Annotated in this window: 16 protein-coding genes; 5 read left to right on the plus strand and 11 right to left on the minus strand. The window is 39.9% G+C overall.

Translation table 11 applies throughout. The annotated features are described in order from the left end of the window. Positions 1–156: 156 nt before the first annotated feature. The 7 genes from U9670_RS07480 to U9670_RS07510 form a co-directional block, all read right to left on the minus strand. Positions 157–2,637 carry a DEAD/DEAH box helicase gene (locus U9670_RS07480; RefSeq protein WP_323842109.1) on the minus strand — a complete coding sequence of 827 codons (2,481 nt, stop codon included), beginning with the start codon at positions 2,635–2,637 and terminating at the stop codon, positions 157–159. 1 nt (position 2,638) lies between these two features. Further along, a complete protein-coding gene (locus U9670_RS07485) occupies positions 2,639–3,298 on the minus strand; it encodes a hypothetical protein (RefSeq protein ID WP_323842108.1) in 660 nt (219 codons plus the stop codon). Continuing rightward, positions 3,291–4,955: an Eco57I restriction-modification methylase domain-containing protein gene (locus U9670_RS07490; protein WP_323842107.1), complete on the minus strand. Its 1,665-nt coding sequence runs from the start codon at positions 4,953–4,955 to the stop codon at positions 3,291–3,293. The genes U9670_RS07485 and U9670_RS07490 overlap by 8 nt, the downstream gene beginning before the upstream one ends. 4 nt (positions 4,956–4,959) lie before the next feature. Next, positions 4,960–5,658 (minus strand): restriction endonuclease subunit M, encoded by a 699-nt coding sequence (locus U9670_RS07495; protein WP_323842106.1) that lies wholly within the window; start codon positions 5,656–5,658, stop codon positions 4,960–4,962. After that, positions 5,651–5,902: a hypothetical protein gene (locus tag U9670_RS07500; RefSeq protein WP_323842637.1), complete on the minus strand. Its 252-nt coding sequence runs from the start codon at positions 5,900–5,902 to the stop codon at positions 5,651–5,653. The genes U9670_RS07495 and U9670_RS07500 overlap by 8 nt, the downstream gene beginning before the upstream one ends. Before the next feature lie 67 nt (positions 5,903–5,969). Next, positions 5,970–6,755: a CDP-diacylglycerol--serine O-phosphatidyltransferase gene (gene pssA, locus U9670_RS07505; protein ID WP_323842105.1), complete on the minus strand. Its 786-nt coding sequence runs from the start codon at positions 6,753–6,755 to the stop codon at positions 5,970–5,972. Between the two features lie 24 nt (positions 6,756–6,779). Continuing rightward, positions 6,780–7,658 carry a 23S rRNA (adenine(2030)-N(6))-methyltransferase RlmJ gene (locus U9670_RS07510; protein WP_323842104.1) on the minus strand — a complete coding sequence of 293 codons (879 nt, stop codon included), beginning with the start codon at positions 7,656–7,658 and terminating at the stop codon, positions 6,780–6,782. A 78-nt stretch (positions 7,659–7,736) separates the two neighbouring features. Between U9670_RS07510 and U9670_RS07515 the strand changes: the two genes are divergently transcribed. Further along, on the plus strand, positions 7,737–8,333 hold the full coding sequence (locus U9670_RS07515; protein WP_323842103.1) for a 2OG-Fe(II) oxygenase: 597 nt from the start codon (positions 7,737–7,739) through the stop codon (positions 8,331–8,333). A gap of 148 nt (positions 8,334–8,481) precedes the next feature. Here U9670_RS07515 and U9670_RS07520 read toward each other — a convergent pair whose 3' ends face one another. Continuing rightward, on the minus strand, positions 8,482–10,974 hold the full coding sequence (locus U9670_RS07520; RefSeq protein ID WP_323842102.1) for a TonB-dependent receptor: 2,493 nt from the start codon (positions 10,972–10,974) through the stop codon (positions 8,482–8,484). A gap of 244 nt (positions 10,975–11,218) precedes the next feature. Between U9670_RS07520 and dapE the strand changes: the two genes are divergently transcribed. Beyond that, positions 11,219–12,397, plus strand: a complete 1,179-nt coding sequence (dapE, locus tag U9670_RS07525; protein WP_323842101.1) for a succinyl-diaminopimelate desuccinylase — start codon at positions 11,219–11,221, stop codon at positions 12,395–12,397. 59 nt (positions 12,398–12,456) lie between these two features. Here dapE and U9670_RS07530 read toward each other — a convergent pair whose 3' ends face one another. Beyond that, on the minus strand, positions 12,457–14,031 hold the full coding sequence (locus U9670_RS07530) for an AbgT family transporter (protein WP_323842100.1): 1,575 nt from the start codon (positions 14,029–14,031) through the stop codon (positions 12,457–12,459). A gap of 265 nt (positions 14,032–14,296) precedes the next feature. Then, on the minus strand, positions 14,297–15,289 hold the full coding sequence (locus tag U9670_RS07535) for an extracellular solute-binding protein (RefSeq protein ID WP_323842099.1): 993 nt from the start codon (positions 15,287–15,289) through the stop codon (positions 14,297–14,299). 194 nt (positions 15,290–15,483) lie between these two features. Between U9670_RS07535 and U9670_RS07540 the strand changes: the two genes are divergently transcribed. Further along, entirely contained in the window at positions 15,484–17,106 is a 1,623-nt protein-coding gene (locus tag U9670_RS07540; RefSeq protein ID WP_323842098.1) for an ABC transporter permease, read from the plus strand. 158 nt (positions 17,107–17,264) lie between these two features. Beyond that, positions 17,265–18,275, plus strand: a complete 1,011-nt coding sequence (locus U9670_RS07545; RefSeq protein ID WP_323842097.1) for an ABC transporter ATP-binding protein — start codon at positions 17,265–17,267, stop codon at positions 18,273–18,275. 173 nt (positions 18,276–18,448) lie between these two features. Here the strand turns inward: U9670_RS07545 and iscX are convergent, their stop codons facing one another. Then, positions 18,449–18,649 (minus strand): Fe-S cluster assembly protein IscX, encoded by a 201-nt coding sequence (iscX, locus tag U9670_RS07550; RefSeq protein WP_323842096.1) that lies wholly within the window; start codon positions 18,647–18,649, stop codon positions 18,449–18,451. A gap of 138 nt (positions 18,650–18,787) precedes the next feature. Here iscX and U9670_RS07555 point away from each other — a divergent pair, with 138 nt between their 5' ends. After that, entirely contained in the window at positions 18,788–19,510 is a 723-nt protein-coding gene (locus U9670_RS07555; protein WP_323842095.1) for an epoxyqueuosine reductase QueH, read from the plus strand. Positions 19,511–19,709 lie beyond the last annotated feature (199 nt).

Consider the following 19,709-nt stretch of genomic DNA (forward strand, 5'->3'; position numbering starts at 1 on the left):
TGCTTGTCTGCTTGAGTGGTGCGTATTATACGCTAATTTTAATGGTTGTAAAGTGGTTTTTTGGGGGAAATGGGAGAAAGTTTGTATGTTGTTGATTTTAATTAATTTTTTAATTTCAATCAAATCAACCCACTTTGCCATCATCTTATTACACCATTAATTGAGATGGTAGTCATTTTTAACTACCGTATTATAAAGACCAACATACTCATTATCTCGATGAATACCTACATATTCTAGGCTGGCATCTTCATAGCGTTTAAATTTATACACCGCATCATTCATCACACTTTCATTAAAGACATTCAGCGATACCAAAAGTGCAAAATCTGCTTGGCTAAGCCCTGTTACTCTGGTGAATAAATCAGGCTCAAGCTCGGTAATCACATCTAGCAAAGTGTGCTCACGATAATCGCTTAGATACATAAAAATTGGAATGCGAGTGGCGAACTTAACAAGCTTATCTTGAATTTGCTTGCGTAGACTTTTTTCTTTTTTCTCTTCTTCTGTCAATGCTTTTTTATCTTCTTTGGACAGCTCGCCGTCATTTTCTTTGGCTTTTTCTTTTAAGCCTTTTACTTTATCAGAGCGAGCGACAACCAACTCAATATCATCATTAAGACTACGAAATTCTTCAATTTTCATCAAAGCATCCATCGCATCTTGATTTGCCATCAAGGTTTTTAAAGTAAGGTCATCTACATTTACCAACATGGCCGATTGCCAACGGCGAGCCAATAGCGTCGCGGTAGTACCACTCATTGCCATATCTAAAAGCAATTTGGCATCCACTTGTTGCATCGCAGAACCATCATAAGCAAGCACAGGCAAAAAGGCAATGAATTCAGCAACCTTATTCTCAGGGCTGACATCCTTGGTATTTAATCGCCCTGCATATTCAGCGATTTGGCATAAGGCGCGGTTGGGTGCAAAATCAAACACATAGCATTGCTCTTTGATAATTTGGCTGTCGTTTTCGCCACGCACCACCCATGGGGTCTGCACACGAAACGCCGATTGAAAATAAGTCTCTGGGCTTGTCATGTTTCTTAACATAAAAATCCCTGTCCACGCAGGCACGCTCACGCCTGTCATAAGCTTACCACAAGACAAGGTAATCGATTTGGTCGCCAACGGATTATCGCCCATCGCCTGATTAACAGGAATTAACGCATCTGCCCCCATGCCTGCATCATTTCCTGCCGATACAATAACCTTGTAATCGTGATAAAATTTGTTATTGACAGAACCCAATAAATTCGCCATGGCAAAACAGCTTGCTATATTTGGCAAATACCAAATACTATGCAATAAGCTGTTTAATAAATTGGCATCGCTAAATGGCATGGGCGGTTTGGCATTGCCTTGTTTTAAATTGGTAACTATCATTTCATCAAGATTATCACGAATTAAATCCAGCCATTTTTGCACTTCATCTTGATATTTAAATTTGGCTTTTTTGCCTGTGCCATCGGCTTTGAAAAACTCGTTCAAATCAAATTCATTAAACTCACCACCTGTGGCAATTTGGCGGATATGCTCTGGCAGTTGATAGGTCAAAAGCATCATCTGTGGCAAGGACAAATAAGGATTGTTCTCACCCTGCCAAGTCAGCTTGGCTTTTTGTTCATCTGAATATGTCCAGTTAAAAATCTGCTCTTCAATAAATTCACCACTGGCAATCGCTCTAAATGGCGTACCCGACAAATACAAATAATGCTCTGTGGTAATGGGCAATTCATTTTCATCAAAACTTTCTACCCCAATTTCCATTTCTTGATATTCATTTTGCATTTTTGCCAATTCATCATCTTTGGCAAAAAGCGATTTGGCATTATCACGCCACGCCCCAAAATGGTATTCATCAAATACCACACAATCCCAATTTATGGTGTGTAACCATTCGTTTTTGGGCTTAATATTGCCAAATTTGTCTTTGCCAAGCACATCTTGAAAAGACGCAAAATACACCATTGGGCGATTTTTATCATAATCATCTATTTTCAATTCACTATCACGGCTGATAAATTGCCAACCATCAAAATCGCTATGGCTAACCAAATCTTCTTGCCACGCATTTTTGACCGCAGGCTTAAAAGTTAAAATCAATATTTTTTGCCAATTTAATTTCTTGGCTAATTGATAAGTGGCAAAAGTTTTGCCAAATCGCATTTTGGCATTCCACAAAAAATGTGGTGTACGATTTTGTGCTTCTTTTTTGATACAATTAAAATAATGGGCGGTTTTATTCACCGCCAATAATTGCTCTGGACGCATTTTAAAATCTTGCGTTCTTTGTTTTTCAAAAGTTTTGGCTTGCTTGATATTTAAAATGGCGTTTTTTATGGTATCAATATCGCAGTCAAACCATTCGCCTGCAATGCGGTTAATGCCCATTTTCTTTAATTCATTAAAAACAGCAAAATCTTTAAAATAACTGCCATCATCTTTAATCGCCAACGACTCAAATTCTAGTTTCCAACTTTGGCTTGGCGTAACGGTTGGATAATGCTGTTTCATTCGCTCCATAACCGTTTCTTGGGCGGTATAGCCAACTTTAAGACAATTTGGATAACGGCTGTCTGAATACACATAAATCTTTGGGGCGTGAATTTGGGCAAAGGTTGGGTGGGTCATTTTATTTTCTCAACTTTAATTCAAAAAATAATTCGGTTGCAACTTTGTATTGATAGAATTCAATAAATTCTTGGTTTAAGAATTTATATTTTTCCGACAAATAAAAAGCGTTATTTCCTTTAAAATTTTCGGAAACAACTTCATCTAATTTCTCGCCAATTTCTTTAAATTCAATAAATTCATCAATTATTTGTTTGGTTGTTGGTTTTTTGTGCCATAAATCATATTCATTATAATCAATGCCAAGATGTTCAGAAAATTTTCTACGATATTCAAATTTTAACCACATAATTGTATAACGACAAAATGAATAAAAACCAGTTTTTGCATCAGGCGGATTACCAAAATCATAAACACTAAGTTGCTCTTGATTACCTGTATTATTATCAACAATAAATAGACACTTTGTAGTATAATCTGGCGATTTTTTGACAATGAAATGGCAATTATCCAAATCAAAAATATCTAGCAATCGCTCAGATTTGTCGCAATAATCTTGAATAAAATCTTTTAAATCCAAAATATCATTATCACAATCAACCAAGCCACTTTTATTTGCTTTAGCTTTGTCATAAATGCTTTTTAGGTGCTTTTGAAAGGCTCCTTTTGTAGGAAAAGATACATTTCTTGTTTTTAACAAATGTGGAATTGCTTTACTCATCACCACTCTCCAAATCCAACTCTGATTGTACAGTCTTTTTACCACGAGATTTTTTAGGTTTTACACCAGTATCATTATCCATTGGGCGTATCATTTCTTGTATATATCTAATATCGTCATTATTAAACCCATACTTTGCAAACAACTCTTCATCTGTCCAAGATTTAGAAAAATCTTGCGTAGGTATAAGTTCATAAACTCCTCTTAATGCGTCTTGTGTATTCTTTTTTAAAGTTAGCATAAAATGAAAAAATTGTGTATTTATATAACTAATTACATTGTTGCACATCTTTTCACTTTCAAAAGCACCAATAACAATATAAGTTTCTGTACAAGCAGAATTAACCCCTGCATAGATTGGGTTAACTTTATCAGTTTTTCCATTTCCACTACCAATCGCCTTTGGTGTTAATACTTTATGCTTTAGTACCAAATCTCTATTTTTTGTTATCTCCGACATTTTTACATAGCCAATACCACTATTTTGATACAAAACAACATTTTCATTGCAATTTGCATAGGGCTTAAAATTTCCTTTAAAATTCGTTGGAAAACCAAAAGGTTTTTGTGAACTAATATTATCGCTAAAGCTTTTTTCTCCTAGACTTCTAACTTTATTTAAAATAAAAACTGCTTGATTATAACGAATAAAAATACTCATTCCTTTTTCTTTTAAAGGTCTTTTGGCTTGTGATATACAATGCCCATTTTCATAAGTAAATACTTCACAATCGCCATTATAATTTTTATCCCATAAAAAATAATTTACACCACCTTTGATTTCCACATTATCAAAACAATCTTTGGAATTGGGAAAGTCGTGAATCTCTTTAATGCGTTTATCATTTATCATACCATCTCTAAAAGAATTTAATCCCATTCCTCCTGTAAACCAACGACTTGGGGTAATCATAATTAAAAATTCAGGATTTAATTTTTTGGCTTGCTCTACAAACAAATGATATATTGGTGTTGCCTGAGCTCCGTGACCAGTAGTATTTAATTGATAAGGCGGATTGCCAATAATCACATCAAATTGCATTTTTAAAATCTCTTTAAATTCATTGTCTTTATTGCTATGAATAAACGCATAAGCGTGGTTTTCTAGCCCTTGTCTATTGCCAAAAACATCGTAACTTGCACCGCACTCACGGCATTTGCCGTTTTCAAATATATGATTGGCATTACCAAAAATGATATTGCCCATTTCATTGTCAAATTCATCACAAATGGATAATGGTGAATTGGCAGTTTTGGCACAATACACGCTACGCCGTGATAATAGGGCGGTCAATCCAGTAATGGCAATGCCAAATACTTGGTTTTTGAGAATGTGGTTGATGCGAATTTGTTTGTTTGGGATTTGTTTTTGTAAACCTTTGTCTAGGCGTTTGACGATTTCTCTTAAAAATACGCCTGACTTACACACAGGGTCTAAAAACTTAGCATTTTTATTTTGCCAAATACTATCAGGCAATAAATCCAGCATTTGATTGGCAAGCCGTGGCGATGTAAATACTTCGTCATTGGATAGACTGGATAGACAATCAAGCACATCAGGGTTATAAACTTGTTCAAAAAATGACAACTGACCTTGGTTGATGTTATCCAAATCAGGAACGATGTTGCTATCTACTTGAATGTTTTCTACTTGCATACGCTTATCCTTGTTCATATAGCGTTAAAAAATGAATCGGAAAATATTCTTTAATGGGTGTAGGAATGTAGGCCTCTTCGCCCAAATCAGAAAATAATGGCAATTCTCGATCACTGGCTTTATCAATCAAATCACGGTAAATATAATCACGGCGATTGATTTGAATGTCGTTAATGAACTCCCACTCGCTAAATATGATGGGCTCATCATTTAAATCTTTTAAAGTGAGTGCATCGCCATTGATGATGTTTTTAGTTAATAAAAATTCAGCCACTCTTATGACCTCATCATCAATATCTTTAAAATAGGTTTGATAATGCGTGCTGAATATATCCAGCAGGCGTTTTCGACATTCGTTACAATTATCCAATAACAATTCGATACCATAAATTGATGATATGGCATAAATCGCATTTCGTTCATAATGAAATTTTGAGTATTTGGGGGATTTTTGGCTTTTGTTGATTTGTGCAGATTTCAAAACAATCGCAAGTTTTCGGCTCAAAATCTCTGCCAAAAAATTGCCCGTACCGCAAGCGGGTTCCAAAAAAGTATTGGTAATTTTATTCCAAATGGTTTGGGGCAATAGATTCAGCATTGCGTTTACTTCTTTTTCGGCCGTAAACACTTCACCAAAATCCGCCACTCGCTCTTTGGATTTGGTTTGCTTGGGTTTTTTGGTGGTTTGGGCGGTGTCAGTCATTTTGCACCGCCTGTTGAGTGATTTTAGACAACAAAAAAAGCCCATGCAAAGACGGACTTTTTTTGAAAAATAGAGAATTTACACCGCTAAAAGCTTGACTTTTAGCGGTATTTAGGAATAATTTGGCTGAACGCTGAACGCTGAACGCTGAACGCTGAACGCTGAACGCTGAACGCTGAACGCTGAACGCTGAACGCTGAACGCTGAACGCTGAACGCTGAACGCTGAAGTAAGATACGATCATTTTAATGTTTGTCAATACTAAAATTACTAATAAAATCAAATTTAAACAACCAATCATTACGCCTTAATCACGAATTTTTGGCAAAAAATGTCGTCCACAATCCTGATAAGGCATAAATCACACCAATCGCCAACACCCCCACAGGAATGTCATATAGCACAATCGCCATAACAAGCACGCCCAAAATCAAAGCAACAAAAGGAACTTTTTGGCGATCAAATTCTTTAAAGCTGTAATATTTGACATTACTCACCATCAATAGCCCACAGATGACCGTCCACACCGCACAAGCGATGGCCAAGATTTGAGAAATGGCACCGATATGGTCTTTAATAACCATCACGCTTGATGCCACCAATATTGCCGCCAAAGGACTTGCTACACCAATAAAGTATTTTTTATCAACGATGTTGATTTGCACATTAAATCTGGCAAGACGAAATGCTGCACAAGCTGAAAATACAAACGCACAAGCAAGTCCAATCCGCCCCAAATCATGCAAAGCAAAATGATACATGAGTACCGCAGGTGCAAGCCCAAAGGCGATGCAGTCAGCAAGGCTATCAAGCTGTTCACCAAAAGGGCTTTGGGCATTCAACATACGAGCAGCACGCCCATCCATACCGTCCAAAAATGCCGATATAAAAATGGCAAGACTTGCTTGATAAAACCGCCCTTCACTGCTGGCGACAATAGAAAAAAATGCCGAAAGCATAGAGGCAGTGGTAAAAAGATTTGGCACAAGATACACCCCACGACTGACCTTTTTGTTGTCGCCGTCTTGCTCTGCTTCCACCACCTCAAAGGTGATGCCATCATGCTCATCAGGGTGCTTAGGATTTTGGTTTGTCATGATAATCTTTGTCGTTATTAAAAACTATTCACCCACAAGCCACTTAACCACCACCATCTCATCAATGGTCATGGCAGGGGCGTCTTTTGGTTTTAAGATGGGAGCAAGCGTTTGTAAGATATTTTTGGCGTGTTCTTCAAACTGCCAAGGTGGGTTGATGATGTGCAATCCTGTGCCATTGATACCAACCGCCACATCATTGGGATATAGATTTAGCTCGCAAATAAGCTGGCGACGAATGGCGGTTCGTTTCATTTTTTTATAAAACAGCTCAACCGCTTCTTTGTTTTTAATCGGATACCATAATACAAATGTGCCTGTTGAAAACTTTTTATGACTTGCCACAAGCAAATCCACCAAACGGCCAAAATCCTTATGTTCTTGCTCAAAGGGTGGATCAAGCAAGATCATGCCTCGCTTTTCTTTAGGTGGCAACACCGCAGGCACACCTTCAAAAGCATCTCGATGATGAATACCGATGGGTAATTGATACAACTGATAATTTAGTGCATCATACTCGTCTGCTACCGCCTCAAATGATTCAGCCCTAATGGGTGCATCGGCTGAGTGATTCAAAGCGTGGTTAGCAATCCACCAAGGCGACCCTGGATAGACATGCTCATCATAAATTTTGCGGGCGATTTGCAAGTCTAACAGATATTGAGCAATGGCCTTAGGTGGGGTTGTTAATGTGGCACGCTCCAAAGCACGAATGCCTTTATCGGATTCTGCTGTTTTATTTGCCTCATCACTGTCCAACGAATACAGCCCCCTGCCACCATAAGCATCTAGCACATAAAAAGGCTTGCCCTTGGCAGAAAATTGAGCAAGTAGCTGTAACAGCAAAATATGTTTGGCAACATCAGCAAAATTGCCAGCGTGATAAGCGTGTTTATAATTCATAATAAAAGTGCGTGTTATTTTAAATGACTTATGGTAGCATAACTGACGATTTTTGGCTATTTTTTATTTATCTGTATGATGACAGCTTTTGATATCGATTGGCACACCCTCATCAACCCAAAACTCGATGACTTTATTACCACAGGCACGATGGTCATTGATGATGTCTTTGCCACTCAAGATTTGACCATCTTGCAAGCTGAAAGTGGCTTTATTGATTACAAAGAAGCAAAACTGACACATGGTGAAAGACAAACAGAGATTCGTGGTGATAGCATTCGCTGGATTGATGAATCTTGCCCTGTGGGCATGGCATATCTTAGTGCCATTGATGAACTTGGGCGATATTTTAATCAGACGCTGTACGCAGGCATTCGCTCGTCAGAGGCTCATTATGCTTGTTATCCACCAGGCTTTGGTTATCAATGGCACTCAGACAACCCCAAGGGACGAGATGAGAGGGTTATTTCGGCAGTTTTTTATCTTAATGACAACTGGTCCAATGACGATGGTGGCCAGATTACGGTCATAAATAAAGCAGGCAACACCACACAACTGACACCACAACTCAACCGCCTTGTTATTTTTGATAGTAATTTACAACACCAAGTAGAAATCACCAACCGCCAGCGTTTTTCTATTGCTACTTGGCTAAGGCGAGATGATGGGGTCTGACAACTAAAAACCCCATGGCATTTGACTTACCCTTAGGTACTGCATGATAAGTCAAATACCAAAACAAAAAAACAGTGGGGCTTACTTGGTTTAAAATCCCCAAATCCCAGCAAGTCTCATGCCGATGTTTGGGGTATTTTGACGCATACTAAAACTTCATTTCTGCTGCCAAGCTTATATTTCGTCCTTGTTGCGGAACAAAAGGCAAAAATGAGTTGTGAATATAGATTTTTTCATTCAACAGATTATTGCCACGAATGGACCAAGTTGTATCGGTATTGCCGATACGGCGATGATAATCCAAACCTAAATTCAGCAGATTATAACCTTTGGTTGCATCTTCTTGGATAAAAATAGGACATAGACGCTCATTGCCGTATTGGTGGTGGGTACATTCGCTGTTATATTTGGCAGCAACAGAGTTGGAAGTACGGTTTTGGTCAAAAACACGGATAAACTCTAGCGATGGCGAGAAGTTGCCATACTCGCCGTTGATACGCATACCGATACGGTCAGGGGATAGACGTGGTGGGTGGCGGTCAGGGCGTGCGATGGTGTCTTGACCAATAACATCTTTACACTCATCTTCATACTCGCCATCTTCGTCTTTTAATATACACTTATAAGGCTCGCCCAAAATGTTTTTACCAACAAGCGGAGCAAAATCATATAATTTGCCACGCACCATATCGCCAAATACACTGATATTTAAATTTGGATTAAATTGATAGCCAATTTCTAGTTCTGCTCCTTTTAATTTCGCTTTGGACTGGGTAAAACGACGCAGAGTTAAATTGCCAAGTTTGTACAGATTTTCTGGGTGAATATAATTATCAAATTTATTGGCATAAATACTGCCTTTGACACGCCATTTATCGCCTTTAAAGGTTAACCCCAGCTCACCGTTGTCCGATTTTTCTTTGTCTAAATCTTTTTTGCCATATAAAAATGAATTGGTCGCCAAATGTTTACCATGATAGTAAAGCTCCATAGGCGTTGGTGTGCGTTCATTGTGCGAAAAAGTGGTATCAAGGCGAAGTTTTGGTGTAACGTCCCATATTGCCCCTACGGCATATGAAGTGGCGGTGCTTTGATAAGGTGTTAAATCGGGCAATTCTTGTTTGCCCTCACCTTGTGCGATTGCAGCATTAATTTCGTCCATGTTATATTCTATAGGAATACTGGTATGTTCACGACGTAGGGCGGTGTGGAGTTTTACATTGCCGATTTTGTATTCACTAAGCCCAAAAATGCTGTGCGTTTTTTGGGTATTTTTTACCAAAAGACGACGGTTTTCCTTTTTTTCTTTATTGCTTGGGATAAGGGCATAGGTTTTATTGTTTTGATTATCAAATCCCCAAACAAAGGATAGGCGGTCGGTAGGTGATTGGTGAATAGACAATTTTGATGTTAAACCTTTATTACCCCAATACGAAGTATTACCCTGTACAAATACCTTGCCAAAGGCAGGGTCAGGAATGTGTTTGCCGTCGTCGTATTCTTGATGTTTATAGTCGCTGTGGCTGGCTGTTAGGCGGATTTTGTCAATGCTTGGGATTGGGTGATTAATTTCGCCTTGCAGAGAAAAAGTTTTTGATGTCATATCTACCCAAGGACCTTTTTGGGTATGGTCATGAACATGTCCATAGGGGTTTTTATGGCTGTGGCCTGGGTCTGAAGTAATATCTCTTGGACAATGTACATGCAGACCCTCTGCAATAATCAAATCCTCATCACGCATTAGGTGTGGATAAGGGGATAGATATTTACGTTCAGACCCTCCCCATGTGCTGTTGGAGCTCGTGTCAGAAACATGTCCACTACATTCATCAAACTTATGATTATGCCCAACCAGTCCATATTTATCTTTGCGTTCGCTATATGCCAAGCCAATATGCCCTTGATTGCCAATATAAGACAAACCCAATGTACCAACGGTAGATTTATTATAAGAATCTGGCAAATAATTTAACACTTTACCAAAGTTAATGGCAGGCACATTATAGGGGTTGGCGTCTCGTCCCATGGCTTCCAATCTTAAAACGAGTTTGTCATTCAAAGGAGCAGAAACCCCTGCTATGGCAAGTTTTTCATCGCTCCCAGCATTAAAACGCAACATCGTCTCACCTGTGATACCTGCTGGCATTTTGTCTGGAATACGATTGTCAATGACATTAATCACACCTGCAGGCGAGGCGTTGGCGTGCATGAGTGTGGACGCACCACGCACCACTTCCACACGACTGGCAAGGAGCGTATCTACGGCAACAGCATGGTCAGGGCTAACCGTGGACATATCGGCAACTGCAGAGCCGTTTTGCAAAATCTTAACCCGCACACCTTCCTGACCACGCACGACAGGAGCAGAAGCCCCACCGCCAAACGGATTGGAATGAATGCCACTTTCAGCAGCCAAAGCATTGCCCAATGTTGATGAGCGGTGCTTGAGCTTATCCTTAGTAACTGTCATGTCGCTTGCTTTTTTACTATCATCAAAAGCATCACTAGATGATATAGTCCTGTTTAATGTGATTGCCATATGCCCCAGTTTTAAGTCGGGTTCATCAGACACCACATCGGCATAGGCTGCTTGGGCCAAAAGCGTCAATACGGCCAATGGCAAGGCCTTATAAGTTGTCATTCATATTTCTCCTATGTTATTTTGTAATATAATAACATAATGTTGGTTTACAATAAAATATTATTTTGTATATTCATCAATCTTTGTAATGCCAATGAATACAAAATGAACACAAATAGACACCTTGTTACGCTCCTTACTTTTTTCTTAGAATCTGCTACAATATATCTTTTTCAAACATTTTTTAAAATCTTTTTGCCCAATCTGTGTTATCACAGTCATTTTAATCATTAAGACCGATCATATGAGCCCCACCTTATCTTTATCTACCGCCCTATTAAAACAGCCCTCCGTTACACCCAATGACTTTGAGTGTCAAAATATTTTGGCTCATGAATTGACCAAATTAGGCTTTGAATGTGAGTTTTTATATTTTGGCGATCCTAACGATACAGGTAACAACGCCCAAATTAAAAATCTTTATGCCAAAAAAAAGGGGGCTAGCCCCACCGCACCGCACTTATGCTTTGCAGGGCATACTGATGTGGTGCCTGCTGGCGATGAAAGCCTGTGGACTTATCCACCTTTTTTGGCAACTGTCGCCGATGGCTATTTATGGGGTCGTGGTGCATCTGACATGAAGACTGCGATTGCGTGCTTTGTTGTGGCATGTAAGCATTTCATCAATAACAATCCCCATCACCAAGGCAGTATCTCTTTGTTGATCACCGCTGATGAAGAAGGCGTAGCAATCAACGGCACAAAAGAGGTGGTAAAAGCACTTGCTGAGCGTGGTGAACGCATGGATTATTGTCTTGTGGGTGAGCCATCTAGCACCAAAATATTGGGCGATGTCATCAAAAATGGTCGGCGTGGCTCATTAAGTGGCAAGCTCATCATTACAGGCAAGCAAGGGCATATCGCCTATCCGCATTTGGCGGTTAATCCCATTCACGCACTTGCACCAGCCTTAGCCGAACTCACCCAAACTCATTGGGATAACGGCAACGAATATTTTCCCGCCACCAGTATGCAAATCAGTAATATCAACGGTGGTACAGGAGCAAATAATGTCATTCCCAATAGTGTAGAGGTGCTATTTAATTTTCGTTTCTCCACCGAATCCACCGCTGAGAGCCTAAAAGCAAAAACACACGCCATCATTGACAAATATTTTGACAACAGCCAAGCACATTATCAAATACAATGGAGCTTATCAGGAGAGCCATTTTTGACACCAAAAGGCGATTTTGTTGATGCCGTGGCGTATGCCATCAAAAGCGTGACAGGCGTAGACACCCAGCTTTCTACATCTGGCGGTACATCAGATGGTCGCTTTATTGCCCCAATCATGAATGCCCAAGTAGTAGAGCTTGGCGTACTCAACGACACCATTCACCAAATTGACGAAAAAGTGGCAGTTGATGATTTGGAAAAATTGACGCTGATTTATGGAAAAATTTTGACGCAGCTGGTTGGCTAACCCACCCATCACGACAAAAAAATCCCCTAAATTTGGGGATTTTTTTATATCAATCATCATTAAGGTGCGTAATAAGTTGCCGAACCTGGTCCAACAGGTAATCCTAATACAAATACCCAAACATAAAATGCAAGCGTCCACACTGTCAAAAACGCCACCGAATATGGCAACATCATTGCCATTAAAGTACCGACGCCTGTGTCTTTTTTGTAGCGGATTGCCACCGCCATGATTAGCCCAAAATAACTAAGCATTGGCGTGATGATGTTGGTGGACGAATCGCCAATCCGATAAGCTGCTTGAATGACTTCTGGGGCATAGCCTGTCAGCATAAGCATTGGCACAAAAATAGGAGCGGTAATTGCCCATTGTGCCGATGCCGATGCCAGCATTAAATTGACAACTGTGCAAATCAAAATAAAGCCAACAAGGAGCATAGGACCTGTCAAACCAATATCTTGCAATAAAGTTGCCCCAGATACTGCCATAACCTGCCCAATATTTGACCAATTAAAAAAAGCAATAAATTGGGCGGCAAAAAACACCAGCACAATATACTGGCTAAGCGATGCCATTGACGCACTCATTGCACCCACAACATCGTTATTATTTTTAAATGAACGGGTTATCTTGCCATACACCAAACCAGGCACTGCAAAAAACACAAAAATAAACACCACAATACCCTTTAAAAATGGCGAGCCTGCTACTAAGTGGGTTTGTGGGTGGCGTAAAATACCGTCAGCTGGCACAACTGTCCACGCAAGCAGTCCACAAAATATCAACGCTGATACCCCTGCCCAAATCAGTCCCTTTTTTTCAAGATTGGTCAGTCGCTCAATTTTGTGATTTAGCACGCTTTTGTCGTCTGCATCATCAGGATTATACACGCCAAGGCTGGGTTCAACGATTTTTTCGGTAATCACATAACCTAAGCCACTAATTAAAAAAGTGCTAAATGCCATAAAATACCAGTTGGCTTCTGTGCCAACCACATAATCTGGGTCAATAATCCGTGCTGCTTCTTGGGTAATGCCTGACAACAAGGGGTCAACCGTACCAAGCAATAAATTGGCACTATAACCGCCTGACACCCCTGCAAAGGCAGCGGCAAGTCCTGCCAAAGGGTGGCGACCCAGTGAATAAAAAATCATCGCCGCCAGCGGAATAAGCACCACATAGCCAAGTTCGGCTGCCGTGTTGGACATAATGCCAGCAAAGACAACCACAAGCGTAACCAGTTTTTTTGGGGCATTTAGCACAAGCCCACGCAAAGATGCTGAAATAAGCCCAGAGCTTTCGGCAATGCCCACCCCAAGCAGTGCCACCACCACCGTACCAAACGGCACAAAGCCTGTAAAATTACTGACCAAATGCTCAACAATGCGTGCCAACCCTTCGCCATTTAGTAGATTAACTACATAAATCATACCGTCTTCGCTACGACCCTTAGCACCCATAGGGCGTGGGTCGGCAACCGACACGCCTAGACTAGCAAGCACCGCCGACAAGACAAGCATAATGACCGACATCCACACAAATAAAATCGCAGGGTGGGGCAATAGATTGCCAAGCCATTCAACGCCCTTTAAAAACCGTTGCATACGGTTATGGTTTTGTTGATTTTGTGTCATGATTGTTTCCAATTCTTAAATCTTAAACTAAATTAACAAATTAGCCATTTAAGCATGATTAAAATTGCATGACAAATGGTAATTTTTCAAGCAGTTATGCCATTTTTGCATAAGCAATACACCTGAACGAACGGCATAAATAATTTTTTACTTATAATTACAATTTAGCTCGCCCTACTATGCACAAACCATGAACAAAAAACCACACCGTGAATGGTGTGGTTTTTTATGAGTGGACTTTGCCACATCAAACAAGCAATTGCAATTATTGGTATCCTACCTTTTTCATCAGCATGATTGCTCGCTGTTGGTTTTGACCTGCGATAGAGACATTGATGAAGTCTTGTTTAAAACTTCCCCATTTTGCCACTTTTGGATCTGGTGCAATTCTAGGATTGGCAGGATATTCATGGTTTAAATCAGCAAATAGATTTTGAGCATTAGAGCTACTTAGCCACTCAATAAATTTTTGAGCCTCAGCAGCGTTATCGCTATATTTGACCACGCCAGCCCCAGAGACATTAACATGCGTACCACGACCTTTTTGGTCAGCAAAGAATACTTTTACATTAAGATCAGGGTTTTTGTCAAGCAATCGGCCAAAATAGTAAGTATTACCAATACCTACATCACATTGCCCTGCATCAATGGCTTCAAGCATACTGGTGTCATTGGAAAACGGCTTGGTTGCCAAGTTATCCACCCAGCCTTTCACTACTTTTTCGGTGGTTGATTTGCCGTGGTTGGCAAGCATCGTACCAACCAAAGATTGATTGTAGACATTGTTAGAAGTTCTTAGGCACAGCTTTCCTTTCCACTTTGGATTGGCAAGGTCGGCATAGGTTGATAACTGGCTTGGCTGAACTTTTGTTGGGTTGTAAAAAATCGTTCTAGCACGCACAGACAGACCAAACCACTGATTTTTTGGGTCTCTTAAATGTGCAGGGATATTTGCTTTTAGAGTGCTAGATTTAATTGGTTGAAACAACCCCATCTGAGCTGCCTGCCAAAGATTGCCACCATCAACAGTAATGAAAACATCGGCTGGCGTATTTTTACCCTCAGCTTTTAGTTTTTCCATCAATGGGCCTGCTTTGTCATTAACCAAAATAACTTTGGTGCCAGTTTCCTGCTCATATTTTTTGACGATAGGTTGTAAAAGCTCTTGAGAGCGTGAAGAATATACCACTAAGTCATCAGCAAATGCAGGAGTGGCCATTAGTACCGCCACACTTAGCACAGATAATTTTTTTAACATTTTTAACTCCTTAGTTTAAATTTAATAGTCATAAACCAAAAAACGATAAGCATAGGAAAAACAAACTACCGTTTGTTTTACTTTTCATAACATATCGACACTATATTAAATCATTTTAAGAATTTAAACAAGAAAAATTATCATTATTGATGTATAATGTGTCTTATTTTTACAGCATAACTCAATAGATAGCAATGAAATTTTCAAACAATTTGACAAGCAGATATTCAGCCCTAATGACTGCCAATATTTGGCTCACGCTTTGTGCTTTTTTGGTCATCATTCCACTTGGTGTTATTGTGGCATCGCTGGGGGAGTTTGATGCTGAGATTTGGGAATTTTTACTAGACTATCAGCTCCCAATTTTGCTTAAAAATACAATATTTTTAACTGTATCGGTCGCCTTTGGTGTCATTACACTCGGTACAAGCACTGCTTGGCTTGTCTGTATGTATCGGTTTCCTTTACAGCGGATATTTCGCTGGACCATGATGTTGCCACTTGCTATCCCTGCTTATGTTTTGGCATTTGTACAGTTGGGTATTTTTGAGTATTCTGGAACTATCAGTACTTTTTTAAGGCAGAGTATGGGGTTTGAAAATGGATTGCCAGATATTAGAAATGGCTTTGGTGTAGCAACCATAATGAGCTTAACTTTTTATCCTTATGTGTATTTACTTGCCAAAAATGCCTTTGATAGTATGGGGAATCGCTCTTTGGAGGTGGGGGCTTCATTAGGGCTGTCGCCATTACGCTCATTTTTTAAAATTGCCCTACCTATGGCACGCCCTTGGATTGCTGGGGGTGCGATATTGGCATTGATGGAAGTATTGGCGGACTTTGGTACAGTATCTGTTTTTGGATTTGAGACTTTTACCACCGCTATTTATCAATCTTGGTTTGGATTTTTTTCACTACAAACCGCCAAGCAGTTGGCAAGCTTGTTGATTGGCTTTGTGTTCATTTTAATCGCCTTAGAGCAACTTAGCCGTGGCAAAAAACGCTTTGAGACAACAGGTCGTGGCACTCATCACCAACAAACGACACTTACAGGCAAAGGCAAATGGCTCGCTTTTGCTTATTGCTTAACGATTTTATCACTTAGTTTTATTATACCTGTCATACAGCTTATTATTTGGGCGGTGAATACATGGCAAAAAACAGATATATCAGAACTATTTACCCAAATTTGGCATTCTATGGCAACTGGTGGTATCGCTGCGTGTTTAATTTGTGTGTTTGCGTTTGGTATTGCGTTGGCACATAGACAAGTAAAGAATACTTGGACAAATGTGCTAAGTCGCATATCTACGCTTGGCTATGCCATTCCAGGTACAGTGCTGGCGGTTGGGGTGTTTGTGCCAATCGCATGGGTAGATAATGTTTTAATAGAATACCTAGCACTTGAAGATACACAAATACTTAGGGGCACTTTATTTGCACTTTTGTTGGCTTATTTGATTCGTTTTTTGGCCTTGGGCGTATCGTCCATACAGTCAGGTATGCAACGGCTAAAACCAAGCCACATAGAAGCAGCACACACCTTAGGCTCGGTAGGAATTCACAACATCAGACGCATATACCTACCGCTTCTATCAGGTTCTATGAGTACCGCCTTATTGATCAGCTTTGTTGATGTGGTCAAAGAGATGCCTATTACCTTGATGATGCGTCCTTTTGACTGGGAGATGCTGTCGGTAAAAATATACGCCCTTACCAGTGAAGGGATTTATGACCAAGCAGCATTACCTGCACTCATCATTGTACTGATCGGCTTGATTCCTGTGATTTTATTTGCTCGTATGGAGACCTCTTAATCTCATCACAAACAAACACCACATTCAGTTAAAAACTCATTGGGATAATCTTAGCCTTAAAAAAGAAACTCGGTTGATGACACTCATAAAAACAACCAGCAAATACCCAATTAACCACCATGCCAATCAAGCATGATGGATATTTTAGGAGCGATGTCATGACACTTACTGTCAATAATTTAAGCTTGCAGTTTGGCAACAAAACCATTTTTAGCGATGTCAATTTTCATCTAGAACAAGGGCAAATTGCCTGTCTTTTAGGGCATTCTGGGTGTGGCAAAACCAGCATTTTAAGATGCTTGCTGGGGTTTGAAACCCCAAAAACAGGACAAATTGTTCTCAATGACCGCACGCTCTTTGATGAATCTATTTACATTGCTGCACACAAGCGTAATATCGGCATGGTATTTCAAGATTATGCACTGTTTCCGCATTTAACCGTTGCCCAAAATATCGCTTTTGGACTGACAAACATCAACAAAGCCGACCAACGCCAACGAGTATCCGAACTGCTTGAGTTGATAGAAATGACAGGCTTTGAATCTCGATATCCACACCAACTATCTGGCGGTCAGCAACAAAGGGTGGCGTTGGCAAGATGCCTTGCCCCCAAACCAAGTCTCATTTTGCTAGATGAACCATTTTCCAATCTTGATGTGGATTTAAGAATAAGCTTATCTCACCAAGTCAAAGAACTGCTAAAATCTCAAAATGTCATTTCCATCTTGGTTACGCATGACCAAAATGAGGCATTTTGTATGGCAGATATGGTAGGAATCATGTCTGATGGTAAACTACAAGGTTGGGATACGCCGACCAATTTGTATTATCGCCCTGCCAACGAGCAAATTGCCAAGTTTATTGGTAATGGGGTCATTGTCACACTTGATGATTATGCCCAGCATTGTCAAAGCATCGCCACCAATCCTAACGGCAAAAAACTACTCATTCGTCCAACACAGACATCATTTTGTAGCCATACAGCCCAAGGAGCACTGCAAGCCACCATTACCGACAAATCATTTATTGCAGGAGATTGGTTATACAGACTAAGTCATGTTCAAAACCAAAAAACCACCTTTTTTCTTATTCAGACACAAGGTCCTATGGCGACACATCAAGTCGGTGATGAAGTTCATTTTGTCATCAATGAAGGTACTGTTGTCTGATGACTATTAAAAGCAAGTGAATGGTTTTTTAACACCATACAATGTGAATGTCAGTGATGAGTATAAAGCAAATACATAGTATGTACTAATAAAAACAAACAACACAAAGCAGCACAGGATATCACAACAGTTATGATATCCACATTACCAAAGCACCAACGAACAAGTTAGAATCAATCTAACTCATCAAGCCACGCCATTTGAATGGCTTCTAAGGTGGCTTCGTTGGATTTGTCAGGGTCGCCCACAAAGCCGTCAAGCTCACACACATAGCGGTGCAAATCGGTAAAGCGAATGTATTGCACATCTTCATCGGGGTATTTGTCGCACAAGGCAATGGCGATATCAAGGGTGTCGTGCCAGTCTAGTTTCATATAAAAGCCTTGGTTAAGCTAAAAGTTAAAGTAAGATAAAAATTGCTAAAAATCAATGACTCATGCAGGCAAATTTTAGCAAATTTTTCTAATCAATGCTATAATATCTGTTTACTGATATCAACGCAAAAGACTGTTATGACTGTACACACCCACACGGCCAATAAAGCCCAAATCGCCAAAGCCGACCCAACAAATCCACACCTGACACCGATTGACCGCCCAATTTTGACCCCACCAAATGGACACAAAAAGGTGCTTTTGCATTCGTGCTGCGCCCCTTGTTCGGGCGAAGTGATGGAGGCGATGATTGCCAGCGGTATTGAATTTACCATTTATTTTTATAATCCCAATATCCACCCCAAAAAAGAATACGACATTCGCAAAAACGAAAACATCGCCTTTGCCGAAAAACACGGCATTCCCTTTATTGATGCAGACTATGATATGGACAACTGGTTTGCTCGTGCCAAGGGTATGGAACAAGACCCTGAGCGAGGTCGTCGTTGTACCATGTGCTTTGATATGCGTTTTGAACGCACTGCCTTGTATGCTTATGAGCATGGCTTTTCGGTGATGACCAGCTCTTTGGGGATTAGTCGCTGGAAAAATATGTCCCAAATCAACGACTGTGGTCATCGTGCGGCCGCTCCCTATGAGGGGCTTGAGTATTGGGATTTTAATTGGCGTAAAGGCGGTGGTAGTAGTCGTATGATTGAAATCAGCAAACGAGAGCATTTTTATCAGCAAGAGTATTGTGGTTGTGCTTATTCTTTGCGTGATACCAATAATTTTCGTCGCAGCCAAGGGCGTGAACCCATTAAAATTGGGGTTAAATACTATGGCGATGATGAGGAATGAACCCCAAAATCATAAGACCGCTTACTTTGGCGGTCTTTTTTTTATGTTGATATATTGACATCTTTATAGATCAGTTTTCTAAATAAAAAACTATTTTTTCAAGTTTAGTAAATTTAAAATTTAAATCAAAAAATTAAAAATAATATATTTTACTAATTAAAATGTGATATCTATAATCTCTTACAGACATTTAATCTTA

The sequence above is a fragment of the Moraxella tarda genome (assembly GCF_035181405.1).
GTDB lineage: Bacteria > Pseudomonadota > Gammaproteobacteria > Pseudomonadales > Moraxellaceae > Moraxella.